The sequence below is a fragment of the Deltaproteobacteria bacterium genome (assembly GCA_005879795.1).
Classification (GTDB): domain Bacteria; phylum Desulfobacterota; class Binatia; order DP-6; family DP-6; genus DP-6.
The window spans coordinates 1-14,600 of the sequence record VBKJ01000111.1; the positions used below are offsets into that span (position 1 = coordinate 1).

The 14,600-nt window shown below is 71.6% G+C and carries 15 protein-coding genes; 5 read left to right on the forward strand and 10 right to left on the reverse strand.

Annotated features, from left to right (window positions below; all coding sequences use genetic code 11):
- From E6J59_05935 to E6J59_05945, 3 genes are all read right to left on the reverse strand, one after another.
- Positions 1–2,693 (reverse strand): acriflavine resistance protein B (locus E6J59_05935; protein TMB21398.1); only part of this gene is annotated, 2,693 nt, incomplete at its 3' end.
- Positions 2,690–3,940: an MdtA/MuxA family multidrug efflux RND transporter periplasmic adaptor subunit gene (locus E6J59_05940; protein TMB21412.1), complete on the reverse strand. Its 1,251-nt coding sequence runs from the start codon at positions 3,938–3,940 to the stop codon at positions 2,690–2,692. The genes E6J59_05940 and E6J59_05935, both read right to left, overlap by 4 nt.
- A gap of 2 nt (positions 3,941–3,942) precedes the next feature.
- Positions 3,943–4,641: a TetR/AcrR family transcriptional regulator gene (locus tag E6J59_05945; GenBank protein TMB21399.1), complete on the reverse strand. Its 699-nt coding sequence runs from the start codon at positions 4,639–4,641 to the stop codon at positions 3,943–3,945.
- Between the two features lie 209 nt (positions 4,642–4,850).
- On the opposite strand from E6J59_05945, the gene E6J59_05950 reads away from it, so the two are divergent.
- The 4 genes from E6J59_05950 (at position 4,851) to E6J59_05965 (ending at position 7,289) form a co-directional block, all read left to right on the forward strand.
- The gene (locus E6J59_05950) at positions 4,851–5,291 is read left to right on the forward strand and encodes a hypothetical protein (protein ID TMB21400.1); all 441 of its coding nucleotides are present in this window, start codon (positions 4,851–4,853) and stop codon (positions 5,289–5,291) included.
- A gap of 23 nt (positions 5,292–5,314) precedes the next feature.
- Positions 5,315–5,917 (forward strand): HAMP domain-containing protein, encoded by a 603-nt coding sequence (locus E6J59_05955; protein TMB21401.1) that lies wholly within the window; start codon positions 5,315–5,317, stop codon positions 5,915–5,917.
- Between the two features lies 1 nt (position 5,918).
- Positions 5,919–6,635, forward strand: coding sequence for a YjbH domain-containing protein (locus E6J59_05960; GenBank protein TMB21402.1), 717 nt, complete (start codon positions 5,919–5,921; stop codon positions 6,633–6,635).
- Between the two features lie 258 nt (positions 6,636–6,893).
- Positions 6,894–7,289 carry a hypothetical protein gene (locus E6J59_05965; protein ID TMB21403.1) on the forward strand — a complete coding sequence of 132 codons (396 nt, stop codon included), beginning with the start codon at positions 6,894–6,896 and terminating at the stop codon, positions 7,287–7,289.
- A gap of 32 nt (positions 7,290–7,321) precedes the next feature.
- On the opposite strand, the gene E6J59_05970 is transcribed toward E6J59_05965, so the two are convergent.
- From E6J59_05970 to E6J59_05985, 4 genes are all read right to left on the reverse strand, one after another.
- A complete protein-coding gene (locus tag E6J59_05970; GenBank protein TMB21404.1) occupies positions 7,322–7,753 on the reverse strand; it encodes a CBS domain-containing protein in 432 nt (143 codons plus the stop codon).
- A 16-nt stretch (positions 7,754–7,769) separates the two neighbouring features.
- Positions 7,770–9,590: an NAD synthetase gene (locus E6J59_05975; protein ID TMB21405.1), complete on the reverse strand. Its 1,821-nt coding sequence runs from the start codon at positions 9,588–9,590 to the stop codon at positions 7,770–7,772.
- Positions 9,587–10,732, reverse strand: coding sequence for a Re/Si-specific NAD(P)(+) transhydrogenase subunit alpha (locus E6J59_05980; protein TMB21406.1), 1,146 nt, complete (start codon positions 10,730–10,732; stop codon positions 9,587–9,589). The genes E6J59_05975 and E6J59_05980 overlap by 4 nt, the downstream gene beginning before the upstream one ends.
- A 193-nt stretch (positions 10,733–10,925) precedes the next feature.
- Positions 10,926–11,726 (reverse strand): SDR family oxidoreductase, encoded by an 801-nt coding sequence (locus E6J59_05985; GenBank protein TMB21407.1) that lies wholly within the window; start codon positions 11,724–11,726, stop codon positions 10,926–10,928.
- An 18-nt stretch (positions 11,727–11,744) separates the two neighbouring features.
- On the opposite strand from E6J59_05985, the gene E6J59_05990 reads away from it, so the two are divergent.
- Positions 11,745–12,008: a hypothetical protein gene (locus E6J59_05990; GenBank protein ID TMB21408.1), complete on the forward strand. Its 264-nt coding sequence runs from the start codon at positions 11,745–11,747 to the stop codon at positions 12,006–12,008.
- 21 nt (positions 12,009–12,029) lie between these two features.
- On the opposite strand, the gene E6J59_05995 is transcribed toward E6J59_05990, so the two are convergent.
- The 3 genes from E6J59_05995 to E6J59_06005 all read right to left on the reverse strand — a co-directional run.
- Positions 12,030–12,683: a GNAT family N-acetyltransferase gene (locus E6J59_05995; GenBank protein ID TMB21409.1), complete on the reverse strand. Its 654-nt coding sequence runs from the start codon at positions 12,681–12,683 to the stop codon at positions 12,030–12,032.
- 5 nt (positions 12,684–12,688) lie between these two features.
- Positions 12,689–14,164, reverse strand: coding sequence for an FAD-binding oxidoreductase (locus E6J59_06000; GenBank protein ID TMB21410.1), 1,476 nt, complete (start codon positions 14,162–14,164; stop codon positions 12,689–12,691).
- Positions 14,131–14,600, reverse strand: a 470-nt coding sequence (locus E6J59_06005; protein ID TMB21411.1) for a DUF1109 domain-containing protein, incomplete at its 5' end; no start/stop codon positions are given. The genes E6J59_06000 and E6J59_06005, both read right to left, overlap by 34 nt.

The window sequence follows — 14,600 nt, forward strand, 5'->3', positions numbered from 1 at the left end:
AGGATGGCGCCGACGCCGGCGGAGGGGAGGGTGGAGAGGATGGTGAGGGGGTGGATGTAGCTCTCGTAGAGGACGCCGAGGACGATGTAGACGGTGACCAGGGCAGCGAGGATGAGCAGCGGCTCGTTGGCGAGCGAGGCCTGGAAGGCCTGGGCGGTGCCCTGGAAGCTCTGGCGAATGCTGGCGGGGAGGCCGAGGTCGCTTGCGACGGCTTCGATCGCGGCGACGGCGTCGCCGAGGGCGACGCCGGGCGCGAGGTTGAAGGAGAGGGTGACGACGGGGAACTGACCCTGGTGGTTGACGGCGAGCGCGGTGGTGGCCGGGGCGAAGTGGGTGAAGGCGGCGAGGGGCACGGGCGCGCCGGCGGCCGAGCGCACGTAGATGTCCTTCAGGGTCTCCGGGTTCTGCTGGAAGCTCGGCTGCACCTCGAGGACGACGTGGTACTGGTTCAGCTGCGTGAAGATCGTGGACACCTGGCGCTGGCCGAAGGCGTCGTAGAGGGTGTCGTCGATCAGCTGGGGAGTGATGCCGAGGCGGGAGGCCGTGTCGCGGTCGATCACCAGCGACGCCTGGAGCCCGCCGTTCTGCTGGTCGCTCGCCACGTCGCGGAGCTCGGGGAGCGCCTGCAGCCGCTCGAGGAGCCGCGGAGCCCAGGCGTGCAGCTCGCCCGGGTCGGCCGCCTCGAGCGTGAACTGGTACTGCGTGCGGCTGACCCGGTCCTCCACGGTGAGGTCCTGGATCGGCTGCATGAAGAGGGTGATCCCCTGTACCGCGACGAGCCGCGGCTGCAGGCGACGGATGACGTCGCTCGCGCTCACGCGGCGCGCGGCGAGGGGCTTCAGGTTGATCTGGATGCGCCCGCTGTTCGCCGTCGTGTTGACGCCGTCGACGCCGATGAAGGACGAGAGGCTCTGCACCGCGGGATCCTCGAGAATCACCGCGGCGAGCGCCTGCTGGCGCTCCGCCATGGCGGCGAACGACACCGACTGGGGCGCCTCGGACACACCCAGGATCACGCCCGTGTCCTGCACGGGGAAGAACCCCTTCGGCACCACGACGTAGAGCGCGAGCGTCCCCACCAGCGTCACGACGGCGACGACCAGCGTCGCGGTCTGGTGCCCGAGCACCCAGCGCAGGCTCGTGCCGTAGCGCTCGATCACGCTGTTCAGGACCCGCTCCGACGCGCGCGCGAAGCGGCCCTCGGTCGCGCCGAAGCGGTTCCGCAGCAGGCGGGCGCACATCATCGGGGTCAGCGTGAGCGACACGACGGCCGAGACCAGGATGGTGACGCTCAGCGTGACGGCGAACTCGCGGAACAGCCGCCCGACGATGTCGCCCATGAAAAGGAGCGGGATGAGGACGGCGATCAGCGACACCGTGAGCGACAGGATGGTGAAGCCGATCTGCTCCGAGCCCTTCAGTGCGGCCGCGAGCGGCGGCTCCCCCTCCTCGATGTAGCGGGCGACGTTCTCGATCATCACGATCGCGTCGTCCACCACGAAGCCGGTCGAGATGGTGAGGGCCATCAGCGACAGGTTGTCCAGGCTGTAGCCGAGCAGGTACATCACGCCGAAAGTGGCCACGATCGAGAGCGGGACCGCGACGCTGGGGATGATGGTCGCCCGCAGGTTGCGCAGGAAGAGGAAGAGCACCATCACCACGAGCGCCACGGTCAGCATGAGCTCGAACTGCACGTCCCGCACGGACGCGCGGATCGTGAGGGTCCGGTCGGTGAGGACCGAGACCTGCACCGAGGGCGGCAGCGCGGTGGTGAGCTGTGGCAGGAGCCGCTCGATGCGATCGACGACCGTGATGATGTTGGCGCCGGGCTGCCGCTGGATGTTGACGATGACGGCGGGGAGGGTGTTCATCCACGCGGCCTGCTTCACGTTCTCCGCGTCGTCGATCACGTCGGCGACGTCCGAGACGCGCACGGGCGCGCCGTTGCGGTAGGCGACGACCAGCGGCCGGTAGGCGTCGCTCGAGAGCAGCTGGTCGTTGGCGCCGATCGTGTAGGCCTGGTCCGGGCCGTCGAAGTTGCCCTTCGCCTGGTTCACGTTCGCCTGCGCGAGCGCGGTGCGCACGTCCTCGAGGCCGAGGCCGTAGGCGGCCAGCGCCGTCGGGTTCGCCTGGACGCGCACGGCGGGCTTCTGCCCGCCGCTGATGCTGACCAGCCCGACGCCGGGGAGCTGCGAGATCTTCTGCGCCAGCCGCGTGTCCGCCAGGTCCTGGACCTTCGCCGGCGGGAGCGTCGCCGAGGTGAGGGCGAGGGTCAGGACAGGCGCGTCGGCCGGGTTCGTCTTGCTGTAGACGGGCGGATTCGGCAGGTCGCGCGGGAGATAGGTCGCGGCCGCGTTGATGGCCGCCTGCACCTCCTGCTCGGCCACGTCGATGTTGAGATCGAGCGCGAACTGGAGCGTGATCACCGAGCAGCCGAACGAGCTCGTCGACATCATCTGGTTCAGGCCCGGCATCTGCCCGAACTGTCGCTCGAGCGGCGAGGTCACGGACGAGGCCATCACGTCGGGCCCGGCGCCGGGGTAGAACGTGAGCACCTGGATGGTGGGATAGTCGACCTGCGGCAGCGCGGAGACGGGGAGCTGCCGGTACGCGATGGCGCCGGCCAACAGGATGGCGGCCATCAGCAGCGAGGTCGCGACGGGCCGCAGGATGAAGGGCCGCGACGGGTTCATGCACCCGGCTTGGCGGCCGCGCCGTTGCGCTCCGGAGCCCGCACCTGGACCGCGCTCCCCGCCCGCAGCTTGTCGACGCCGTCCACGACGACCGCGTCGTCGGGCGCGAGGCCGGCCTCGATCGCGGTGTCGGTCCCGGTCGTCGGGCCGACCGTGACCGGACGCACGTCCACCGTGTGATCCGGCTTCACCACGTAGACGAACGTGCCCTGCGGGCCCCGCTGGACGGCCGCCACCGGCACGATGACCGCGCCCTTGCGCACGTCGAGCAGCAGCCGCACGTTGACGAACTGATTGGGGAACAGCGCGCCGTCCTCGTTCGCGAAGATCGCCTTCAACCGGGTCGTCCCGGTTGCCTGGTCGATCTGGTTGTCGGCGGTGAGGAGCGAGCCCGTGGCGATGTGGTTGCGGTTGGCGCGGTCGTAGGCCTCCACCGGCAGGGGCTCCCCGGCCGTCAGCTTCCTCATGATGGGCGGGAGGTCGTCCTCGGGGATCGTGAACACCACCGTGATCGGCTGGAGCTGCGTGATGACGACCAGACCGTTCGGATCGCTGGCGTGGACGATGTTGCCGACGTCGAGCAGCCGGAGCCCGACCCGTCCCGTGATGGGGGCGGTGATGCGGGCGTACTCGAGCTGGAGGCGGGCGCTGTCGATCAGCGCCTGGTCCACCCTGACCGCGCCCTCGTACTGGCCGACTGTCGCGCTCTGATCGTCGACCTGCTGCTTGGCGACGAGCTCCCGCGCGACCAGCTCGCGGTAGCGGGCGAGGTTGAGCCGCGCGTCCTTGAGCTGCGCCTGGTCGCGCGCGAGCTGGCCCTCGGCCTGCGCCAGCTGCGCCGCGAAGGGCCGAGGGTCGATCTCGGCGAGGAGGTCTCCCTGGTGCACGAGCTGGCCTTCCTGGAAGGCCACCCGGACGAGCTGGCCGTCGACGCGGCTCTTCACGGTGACGGTGTTGAAGGCGAGCACCGAGCCGAGCCCCGGCAGGTAGACCGGCATGTCGCCCTGTCGCGCCGCCGCCGCCACCACGGGCACGCCCTGGCCGATCGGCTTGCCGGGCGCCTCGGTGGCGGCCGGCTCCCGGCCCGCCCGGGTGGCGTGCAGCCCGTAGGCGGCGCCGGCGAGGAGGCCGAGGGCCAGGAGCCAGGGCCAACGGCGGCGCCCCGCCCGCTGCACACGTGTGTCCCGCTCCGACGGCCGAGGGGTGTCCACCCTCCTCGGCTCCGATGCCGGCGTGCCGGGATGCATCTTCACGCGCTCGCGACCGAACCGGAGCCCCGGGGGAGATGTCGTGCGCTGCTCGTGCAGGGCTGCTCCACGATGCGGCGCCCGGTCGGCGTCCCGACCCCGCGCATGAAGACGCCCACCACTGCCGTGACCAGGTCGTCGAGGCGGTCGCCCTCCGCGCGGTAGCGGTTCACGCCGCGCATCATCCCGAACAGCATCTCCGTGGCGATGCGCGTGTTGACGCGGCGGAGGTGACCCGCCGCCATGGCGCCCTCTAGCGTGTGCTGGACCAGGCGCGACAGCGCCTCGCGGTGACGCAGCCACGCGCGCGCCTCGCCGCCGCCCCGGTACTCGTTGCGGTGGATGAGCGAGAAGAAGAACCGCCGATCCCAGAAGTACGCCAGCGTCCGGTGCACGATGTGCCGGATCTTGCGCGCCGGAGGCTCGTCCGTCGCGACCGCGGCCTCGAGTTCCGCGCGCAGGCGCTCGATGCCCTCGAACATGACCGCCAGATACAGCTCCCGCTTGCTCGGGAAGTACCGATACAGGGTGCCCTTCCCGACGCCGCTCGCCTGCACGACGTCGTCCATCTGCACCTCGTGATAGTCGCGACGGGCGAAGATGACGGCTGCCGCGCGGAGGATGCGTTCGCGCAAGCCGGGGGTGGGCGGACGGCCCCGGCGTGGGCGCAGTGCTCCGGGTTCGAGGCGGGGGACCGACATTCGATTTACGGACTGGTGCGTATCGTTAATGAGCCGCCGCCGCTGTGTCAAGGCATGGGACCGGCGGGCGTTCTGACCGCGGGGCGGGCGGCTGGCGGGGGCCCCCGGGGTGGCGCGCGCCGGGTATCGGCTCGCCGGTCGCCGGAGTCCTCCGACCTCGTTGGATCGATTGACGGGCGCTCGCGGGCCAGGATGATTGAGCCTCCCTCATGGACGAGTGGTGGCTGGGGTCCGGGCGGGTGGGATGGGCCGTGCCTGCGTTCTTCCTCCTCGCTTCCCTGGCCGCGGTGCTGGCGAGGGGGCCCCGCGGGGAGAACGTGCACCGGCCAGACGCGGACTGCACTGCATGTCACACGAACGCGCGCGCCACGCTCGAGCAGGACCCGGTCGTGGCGCGGCGCCTCCTGGCGCCGGATCTCGAGGAGCGGTGCACCCTCTGCCACGGCGACCAGGGGCCGTCCCATCGAACCGGCATCCGACCTCGGAAGCCGGTGCCCGACACGCTTCCGCTCTCCGCCGAGGGGTTGATCACGTGCGCCACCTGTCACTTCATGCACGGCGAGCCGAGCGCCTTCCGTGACTTCGTGCGCATCGACAACTCGCGCGGCGGGCTGTGTCTCACGTGTCACGAGCTGTCGGAGCTCGAGTGAGGGGCTCGCGAGGAGGCTGAGCGATGGGATTCCTTGGCCTGCTGCACCACCACCCCCGACATCGCGCCCGGCAGCTGCGCTGGGTCGTCCCGCTCGCGGCGCTCCTCTTGGTGGCGGTCCTCGCGACGCTCGCCGTTCAGTACCAGGTGAGCAACCGGGAGATCGGCGCGGAGTTCTTCCGGGCGCACAAGACGATCAGCCACACGGGCGAGCTTCTGCGGCGCGGCACGGTGATCGCGAGCGTGGCGCTGCTCGTCCTCGTGCTGGCGGTCATGGCGTGGGCGCTCCGGCTCACGCACCGCATCGTGCGGCCGGTGCACACGCTGCACCGGGCGCTCGACGCCCTGGTGGCGGGCGAGCTCGGCGTGCGCGTCGAGCTGCATCGGCAGGACGAGTTCCGCGAGGTGGGCGAGGCCCTCAACCGCCTGGTCGAGGAGCTCGCGACCACGCTCGGCAAGGCGCACGCGCTGGTCGATCGAATCGCCGCGCTGACGGCGGCCGCGGCGCACGGGGCGTACGACCAGGCTACCGAGGCGCAGCTGCGGGCACTCGTCGAGGAGCTCGATCAGACGATGGAGTTCTTCCGCCTCGAGCCGCCCCGCACGCTCCGTGAGGACGACCGCTGAGATGCGCTGGCCTTTCGTGGTCGCCTGCCTGGCGCCGGTGGCGGTGCGGGCCGCGCCGAGCATGCTCAATCAGATCCCGACCACGGACCTGGTGCCGGTCGGGCAGGTGACCCTGCAGCTCCAGAACGGCAACACCGAGGTGAGCGGCCGCTCCTCGGTCTTCCACCAGCCGCAGCTCGTGCCGCAGAGCGAGTTCGGGCTGCCGTGGAACCTCGAAGCGGGGCTCGACGTCGCCCCGTCCGACCCGCCGCACGACTACCGGCCGATGCTGAACCTGAAATGGAATCCGGTGCGGGAGGACTACCGCGTTCCCGCCGTTGCCGTCGGCGCGACGCAGCTCGGCGTCGGCTTCGTCCCGAGCTACTTTCTCGTGCTGAGCAAGACCCTCAATTACGAGCAGATCCAGTACCAGAAGTTCCGGGCTCATCACCGCAACGTCAAGCTGCGCGGCATCCGGCTGCATGCCGGCATGCTGCGCACCTCCAACGCGTGGCGGGCCCTTGCAGGGACCGACGTCGAGGTGAGTGATCGCTTCGTCGTCTACGCGGACTGGATCTCCGGCGCGCGGAACTCGGTTTCCCTGGGTGGTGTGCTCGTGATCGACCGGCAGAACAGCGTCCAGGCATCGCTGCTGCGCGGGAATGACCAGGACCGGCTGAGCGGCCTGCTCGTGGGCATCACCCACACCTTCGACCTGGCCCATCCCTTCGAGTGGTGAAGCGACGGGCGGTCGGGAGCCTCGCGCCGGGGCGTCAACGGAAGTGCCGGCGAATACGTCATGCAATGCGTGGCGCCGGAGCGGCAGGTGAGGGCTCACCCAGCCGAGGGTGCGGCCCCGCGTCAAGGGTGGCGCGCCGCGATCGCGGTGGTGGGGCTCGTCCTCCTCCTCGTCGTGGGGTGCGGCGCCGAGCTGGCCATCTCCGGTCCCGGTCCACAGGCGGCACCGCTCGCCTGGAGCGCCGGCGAGACGGTGTGCGTGGTCCAGCCGGCGGATGGAAGGGCCGGAGACACCGTCTACTATGGCAGCGGCGCCGCCGTGGCCAAGCGCGTCGCCGACGTGATCCGCGCACAGCGCTCGTTCAAGGTGATCCCGGTGGATGACCGGAGCGATGTCCCGAGAGCGTGTGCGGCTCGTCACGGCAGGTATGCCGTCGCTCCCGTCGTCCTCCGGTGGGAGCGCCACCCCGGCGCGCTCTTCTATACGGAGAGCGCGAAGGTCGATATCTCTCTTCAGCGCGTCGACAACCGGGAAGTGCTGCGCACCGTCGGCTTCGAGGTGAGGAGCTCCCGGCTGAACGTCCTGATCTCTCCACACGATCTGCTGCCGAAGGAGTTCGACGAGGCAGTCCTCCGCCTGCTGCCCTCCGGTTGAGCGCCCGCGGGTTGGTGACGCAGCCGTTTGCGCTACCGACCCGTGATGTAATTCTGCAGCTGTTCGATCATGAACTCCTGCTCGGCGATGACGGCCTTCACGACGTCGCCGATCGAGATCACCCCCACGAGCTTTTCCGCCTCCATCACGGGCAGGTGCCGGACGCGCTTGTCCGTCATCAACGCCATGCAGTCCTCGATCGTCTGCTCCGGACGGATGTAGAGCACGTGGGAGCTCATGATCTCCCGGACGGGCGTCTCCTTGGAGGCTTTGCCCTTCAGGATGACCTTGCGGGCGTAGTCCCGCTCCGAGAAGATGCCCACCAGCCGCTCCCCTTCGAGCACGAGGAGCGCCCCGACGTTCTTCTCGGCCATCACTTCCAGGGCCTCGAAGACGGGGATGTCCGGGGAAACGGACAGGACCTGGTGCCCCTTCGTTCGCAAGAGCTGCGCGACGGTCTTCATGAGCTGGCCTCGCTGTTCACAAGAGAGACTTCATCTCGCTGATGAGCTTGGTGAGGCTGTCCTTGGCGTCGCCGAAGAGCATCATGCACTTCTCGTTGTAGTACAAGTCGTTGTCGACGCCGGCGAAGCCCGGGCGCATGCTGCGTTTGAGCACGATGATGGACTTGGCGCGGTCCACCTCGAGGATCGGCATGCCGTAGAGGGGGCTCGACTTGTTGTTCTTGGCGGCGGGGTTGGTGACGTCGTTGGCGCCCACCACGAGCACGATGTCGGCCTCCGGAAAGTACGGGTTGATCGCTTCCATCTCGTGGAGCTGCTCGTACGGGACGTTGGCCTCGGCCAGGAGGACGTTCATGTGGCCCGGCATGCGCCCGGCGACGGGATGGATCGCGTACCTCACGTCCACGCCGCGCTCCTTCAGGATGTTCCCCAGCTCGGCGACCGCGTGCTGCGCCTGGGCGACGGCCATGCCGTAGCCGGGCACGACGATCATGTTGCGGGCTGTCTCGAGCAGGACCGCCGTCTCCTCGGGCACGATGGTGCGCACGGTGCCCCTGGCCTCGGCGGCCGCGGCGGCCTCCTCCTCCGACACCCTGCCGAACGCGCCGAAGAGCACGTTCGCCGCCGAGCGGTTCATCGCGCGGCACATGAGGAGCGAGAGCAGGAAGCCCGAGGTGCCGTCGAGCGAGCCCGTGATGATCTGGATCTTGTTCATCAGCACGAAGCCCATGGCGGCGTCCGCGAGCCCGCCGTAGGAGTTGAGGAGCGCGATCACCACCGGCATGTCGGCTGCGCCGATCGGGATGACGAGCAGCAGGCCGAAGACGAGCGCCAGGGCCACCATCACGTAGAAGAAGGGGGTGGCCGCCTGCGCGACGACCAGGTAAGCGCCGGAGACGACGATCACCGAGAGCAGACTCAGGCTGATGATGTTCTGGCCCCGGTACGTGATCGGCCGCCCGCGCAGCAGCTCCTGGAGCTTGGCCGCGGCCATCAGGCTGCCCGTGAACGTGAGCCCGCCCACCACCACCTCGAAGTCGAGGGCGGTCAGCGTCACGCGGTTGAGCGCGCCCTGGTAGCGGAAGTACTCGGAGACGCCCACCAGGCACGCCGCGAGCGCGCCCAGCGAGTGCGACAGCGCGGTCCGCTGCGGCACGGCGGTCATCGGGATGCGGAGCCCCATCGTGCCCCCGAACACCGTGCCGATCCCGAAGCCGAGGCCGATCCACCGGTAGGTCACGATGTGAGGGTGGAAGAGCGTGCCGACCACGGCGATGAGCATCCCGAGCGCCGCCAGCGCCATTCCCGAGCGCGCCCACTTGGGCGAGCTGAGTCCCTTCAGCCCGAGCACGAACATTCCCGCGGAGACGATGTAGCAGTAGCGGAGCGCCTCCGCGGCGACGTGCTCGTGGAGATACTCCCCGATCGCCATCCCGGCGGGCTTGGTCGCGTACAGCACCGCCGCGACGACGCCGACGAGTGCCAGCACCGCCCCCAGCGCCTGCAGCTCCACCGGCCGCCGCGCCCCCCCGGCGCGCTCCTCCGCCGTCCTGAACATCCTGAGCATGCGGTCCGTGATCAGGAAGCCGCCGACGGCGTTCGTGGACGAGCAGGTCACCGCGACCAGGCCGAGGAGGGTGCACACCCAGCCGTGAGGGACGTTCCGGTAGTCGCTCCCCGCCACCACCAGCGACCCGACCAGTGAGATCGCCGCGATCGCATTGGTCGCCGACATGAGCGGCGTGTGCAGGAGCGGCGGGACGCGGGTGATGACGTGGTAGCCGAGGAACCCGGCCAGCATGAAGATGTAGAGGCCGATCTCCAGGTCGGTCGTCATGCCGTCTTCCGCGCCGCCACCGCCGCCTTGACCGCCTCGTTGACGACCTGCCCGCCGTGCGTAACGCAGGCGCCCTTGACGACTTCGTCGTCGAAGTCGAGGGCCAGCGCGCCGTCCTTGACGAGTTCGCGCAGCAGCTCGGTCACGTTGCGCGCGTAGAGCTGGCTCGCGTGCACCGGCAGCGTGGCGGGCAGGTTGGTCGGGCCGTGGATGGTGACGCCGTGGCGCACGACCACCTGGTCGGGCTCGGTCAGCTCGCAGTTGCCGCCCGCCTCGGCGGCCAGGTCGACGATCACCGAGCCGGGCCGCATGCCGGCGACGGTCTCCCCGGTGACGAGGCGCGGCGCGGGCCTGCCGGGCACCAGCGCCGTGGTGATGACGACGTCGAACTCCTTCGTCCTCTCGGCGAGCAGCTCCTGCTGCCGGCGGCTCGCCTCGGGGGACAGCGCCCTCGCGTAGCCGCCCTTGTCCTCGGCGTCGGCGATGCCCAGGTCGAGCGCGAGGAACTTCGCCCCGAGGCTCTCGACCTGCTCCTTCACCGCGGCCCGCACGTCGTAGCCCCACACCTGTGCCCCCAACCGCCGTGCCGTGGCGATGGCCTGCAGCCCGGCCACACCCGCGCCCATCACCAGCGCCCGAGCGGCGAAGACGGTCCCGGCCGCCGTCATCAGCATCGGGAAGAACTTCGCCAGCGACTCGGCCGCGATGAGGACCGCCTTGTAGCCAGCGATGTTGGCCTGCGACGAGAGCGCGTCCATCTTCTGCGCGCGGCTGATGCGCGGGATCCCCTCCATGCCGAAGCTGGTGATCCGGCGCGCGGCCAGCCGTTCGACCAGGTCGGGGCTGGTGAGCGCCTGCAGGAACGACACCAGCACGGCGCCCTCGCGCAGCCGGTCCACCTCCGCGAGCGCGGGCCTCTGCACCTTCAGCACGACGTCGGCCTGGCCGTAGAGCGTGCTCGCGTCGGGAACGATCCGCACGCCGGCCTTCTCGAAGGCGGCGTCGGTGTGGAACGCCCCCTCGCCCGCCCCGGTCTCGACGAGCACCTCGAGCCCGCCCTTCACCAGCGCGGCCGCCGCCTCCGGCGTGAGCGCGACGCGGCGCTCGCCGGGGGCGATCTCCTTGGGGACGGTGATCCTCATGGGGCGTGGCTCGGGGGTGGGGCGCGCTATAGCAAACGGGCGCGGGACCGAGAAGGGCTGAGCGGGGCGCCGCCGTCGGGAGGGGACGTCAGCCGAGCCCGTGGACCCAGCTCGCGAGCGTTGCGGTCACGTCGGGGGGGCGCGGGTCGCTCCGAGCGTCGAGCGGCAGTAGCGGCGGATGAGGTCTCGAGCCTCAGCGCCGTCCGAGGCGAGGCTCGAGCGCGCGCCAGTAGCGCGCGACGCCGCGGCGGAACAGGCGCGGCGCAGCGCGCTGGACGAGGAGCGCGGCGCGCATCGACGCGGGCTCGACGACCTCGAAGCGATCCTTGCGCAGGGCGCGCGCGATCGCCTCGGCCACCCGCTCGGGCGGGATGTCCATGCGGCGCTGGAAATCGGGGCGGCGCTCCCAGGACGGGTGCTCGGCGAAGAGGGCGGTGGACATCTCGCCCGGCAGCACGACGGTGACGCCGATGCCCCGGCTGGCCAGCTCCGCCGCCAGCGCCTCGCTCAGCGACACGACGGCGGCTTTGCACGCGGAATAGAACGCTTCGCCCGGCGTCGGAATTCGTCCGGAGACCGAGCTGACGTTGACGATCCGGCTCCCGCGAGGCATCAGCGGGACCGCCGCCCGGATGCAGTGGACGACGCCGAGCAGGTTCGGCCCGAGGACCCAGTCCAGGTCGGCGTCGGTCATCTCGAGGAACGGGACCAGCATGCTGCGGCCCGCGCAGTTCGCGAGCAGCTCCACCCGCCCGAAGCGCTCGCCGATCGCCGCAAAGGCGCGCGCCACCGCGGCGCGCTCGCCGACGTCCACGGCCAGATCGGCCGCCTCGCACCCCCCGCGCCGCAGCTCGGCGGCGACCCGCTCCGCACGCTCGGCCCGCAGGTCGACGACGGCCAGCCGCGCGCCCGCCGCTGCCAGACGGCGCGCCAGCGCCTCGCCGAGCCCGCTGCCGCCGCCCGTCACCACCGCGACGGCGCCGTGCAGCTGCATCCCGTCCCTCCTCTCGTGATGCCGTGCCCGGGCGGCGCGGCGCTCGAGCAACTCGTTTCCAACCCGCGCGGCCCCGGTGTAGAAGAACGTGTGCCGCGGCCGAGCAGGCGCGACGATGCGGGTCAGGCCCTGACCGAGTATGCCATTCTGATGGCGCTCGTCGCCGGGCTCAACCGGCTTGGAGACCTGGCGCAGAAGATCACCGAGGAGCACCTCACCGCACTGCTCGTCGGGATCGCGGTCGTCGTCGCTGGACTCGCTTTCGGGATGGGCCGGCGCTGAGCGGGTGCGCCGCGGCGCTGCCTATCCGCCGGGCCGCGGCCCGGCCGGATGGCCGAGGCGTCTCAAGACGACTTGCAACCCGGCCGCCGCGAGCCGGAGCAGGCCGTAGAGCGGGCCCGTCATTCGCTCCTCGGCGGCCGGCTCGGGGAGCGTGAGGTCGTAGGTCGCGAGCGGGCCGTCCACGACCGGCCGGGCCGTCTCGTCGAGCTCGTGGAGGAGCGCCAGCACCGCCTCGTTCGTGCGCAGCACCTCGGCGCGGAAGCGCGTGATGCCGCGCTCCCGTGCCGCCTGGACGAGCACCGACGCGAGGAGCTTGCCGAGCCCGCGGTGCTGCATGTGGTCGACGACCGTCACGGCCGCCTCGGCGACCCCGGGCTCGTCCGCGAGACGGATGAAGCGGGCGACGCCCACCCCCTCGGCCTGGGCGGGGTCCGCGGTCACGGTCTCGGCGCCGATCGCCACGTGGTTCCAGCCGTCGATGTCGAGGAGGCGGCGCAGGAGCTTCTCGGGAAGCCGCGGCATGGCGGTGAAGAACCGGCGGTAGCGCGACTCGGGCGACAGCCGCTCGAAGGCCGCCACGAGCTTCGCCCGGTCCCCGCGGCGGAGCAGCCGGAGCCGGACCGGCGTGCCGTCGGCGAGGCGATGGGTCGAGGAGTAGTCGCCCGTGAAGCGCACCGAGCTTACAGCCCGCCCTTCCCCGGGTTCATGATGTTGGCCGGGTCGAGCGCCGCCTTCAGGCGGCGCAGGACCGCCAGCCCCGCCGCGCCGTGCTCCCGCTCGGCCAGGTGCGCGAGCTTCCAGCCCACCCCGTGGCAGTACTCGAGCGTGCCGCCGGCCTCGACGGCCGCCGCGCAGACACCGTCGATCGTAGCGCGCACACCCTCCGCCGAGCCGGGCGGCCCGCTGACGACGACGGAGTACAGCTCGGGCCAGTGCCAGAGGCCTTCCTCGACGAATGTGAGCCCGTGGCGCTCGACGAGCGCGCGCGCCGTCGCGCGCACGGCCGCGAGACCGCCGAGCGGAACGCCCACGTGCGCGTAGTCGAACTGCGCCCCGTCCGGCGGCCACTCGCCTCCTCCGCCGCCGCGGCGCGCGGCGGCCCAGCGCTCGGCGATGGCGTGCCGCTCCTCCCACTGACGCTCCGCCTCGCGGCCGCCGAGCATGGACCCGCCCGCCGCGGCGACGAGCCGTGCCGCGCGCGCCGCGAGTAGCGCTGCCTCTCCGTCGAGGCCGTCGAAGACGAGCAGCACGGTGGCCGGTCCTGGCGCGTCGCGCGCGGAGAGCTCGAGGCAGGCGGGGTGCACGCCCGAGCGGCGCAGGCCGGCGGCGACCGCGACGCCCGCGTCGAAGGACGGCAGGCGCCAGGCGTGGATGACGCGCTCCTCGGGCACGGGCAGCGCGGCGAGCGTCGCCTCCGTGATGATGCCGAGGGTGCCCTCCGTGCCGACGAGGAGCCGCGCGAGATCGAGGCCCATCGAGCGCGCCGGCGACGGCCGCGTGCGCACGATCGTCCCGTCGGCGAGCACCGCTTCGAGCGCGCGCACCTGCGCACCGAAGCTGCCCGCGCGGGCGCCCAGGTAGCCGAGGCCGTTGGTCGCGAGCGCGCCGCCCACCGTCGCCACGCCGACCGTCCAGGGATCGTGCCCGAGCATGAGACCGTGCGGCGCGAGCGCCGCGTCCACCTGGGCGAGCGTCGCGCCGGCCCCCGCGCGGACGAGACACGCGTCGGCGTCGACGGCGACGGCGCCGAGACGCCTCAGGTCGACGACGACGGCCGGTACCAGGACCGCGGCCGCTCCCATGAGGCCGCTTCCGCCCCCCCGGGCGACGAGCGGGACGCGCGCACCGGCGGCCCAGCGCACCAGGGCCGCGACCTCCGCGGCGCTTGCGGGCTCCGCCACGGCGATCGGGCGCGTGTCGAGCCGAGCGAACTCGGGGCGGCCGCGCGACGGCCGCATCGCGTCGAGGCCGGCCGCCGCCAGCGCCGGAGCGTCGGTGTGCAGCGCGAGCGCCGGACAGGCGTCGCGCAGGCCCTCGAGCACGCCCATCGCGCCAACGCTACCACCCCCGTCGCGCGCGAGCGACCAGGCCAGATCGCATGGCGCCTCCCGTCGGAACTGCCTCAGTCGGAGGCTCGTTGCCATCGCTCGAGCCATCTCGCGCCGGCGACCCCGGAGAGCGCCGCGCCCATGGCGATCGGCAGCGTGTGCCAGGTGAGCACGTGGAGCTCCTCGTCGATGGGGCAGGCGATCCGCACCGCCGCAGCGGCGAAGAGAAGGGCCGCGGCGCCGACGTATGCCCCCGCCAGCGAGGCGTCGAGTGGAGCACCGCGACGCACGGCCAGGAAGAGCGCCGTCCAGGGGAGCACGGAGAAGGCCAGTATGCTGACCACACACTGAGCTCCGTGCGCCACGAAACCCCAGACGGAACGTATCCGCGCGGCCGGCTCGAGCGACGCGAGCACCACCGCTGCTGCCACGAGCAGTATCGAGACCGTCACCGCCCATCGGCCGCCGGCCATCCCGGGAACCGCGGCGCGCAGCGCCACGGCTGCCGCCATGACCCCGGCGGCAATCAGCGCTCCCACCTCGA

Bases quoted from the DNA above. Each gene is read 5' to 3' on its own strand.
- E6J59_05940 (TMB21412.1), bottom strand. From the start codon at position 3,940: ATGCATCCCGGCACGCCGGCATCGGAGCCGAGGAGGGTGGACACCCCT.
- E6J59_05945 (TMB21399.1), bottom strand. From the start codon at position 4,641: ATGTCGGTCCCCCGCCTCGAACCCGGAGCACTGCGCCCACGCCGGGGC.
- E6J59_05950 (TMB21400.1), top strand. From the start codon at position 4,851: ATGGACGAGTGGTGGCTGGGGTCCGGGCGGGTGGGATGGGCCGTGCCT.
- E6J59_05955 (TMB21401.1), top strand. From the start codon at position 5,315: ATGGGATTCCTTGGCCTGCTGCACCACCACCCCCGACATCGCGCCCGG.
- E6J59_05960 (TMB21402.1), top strand. From the start codon at position 5,919: ATGCGCTGGCCTTTCGTGGTCGCCTGCCTGGCGCCGGTGGCGGTGCGG.
- E6J59_05970 (TMB21404.1), bottom strand. From the start codon at position 7,753: ATGAAGACCGTCGCGCAGCTCTTGCGAACGAAGGGGCACCAGGTCCTG.
- E6J59_05975 (TMB21405.1), bottom strand. From the start codon at position 9,590: ATGACGACCGACCTGGAGATCGGCCTCTACATCTTCATGCTGGCCGGG.
- E6J59_05980 (TMB21406.1), bottom strand. From the start codon at position 10,732: ATGAGGATCACCGTCCCCAAGGAGATCGCCCCCGGCGAGCGCCGCGTC.
- E6J59_05985 (TMB21407.1), bottom strand. From the start codon at position 11,726: ATGCAGCTGCACGGCGCCGTCGCGGTGGTGACGGGCGGCGGCAGCGGG.
- E6J59_05990 (TMB21408.1), top strand. From the start codon at position 11,745: ATGCCGTGCCCGGGCGGCGCGGCGCTCGAGCAACTCGTTTCCAACCCG.
- E6J59_06000 (TMB21410.1), bottom strand. From the start codon at position 14,164: ATGGCTCGAGCGATGGCAACGAGCCTCCGACTGAGGCAGTTCCGACGG.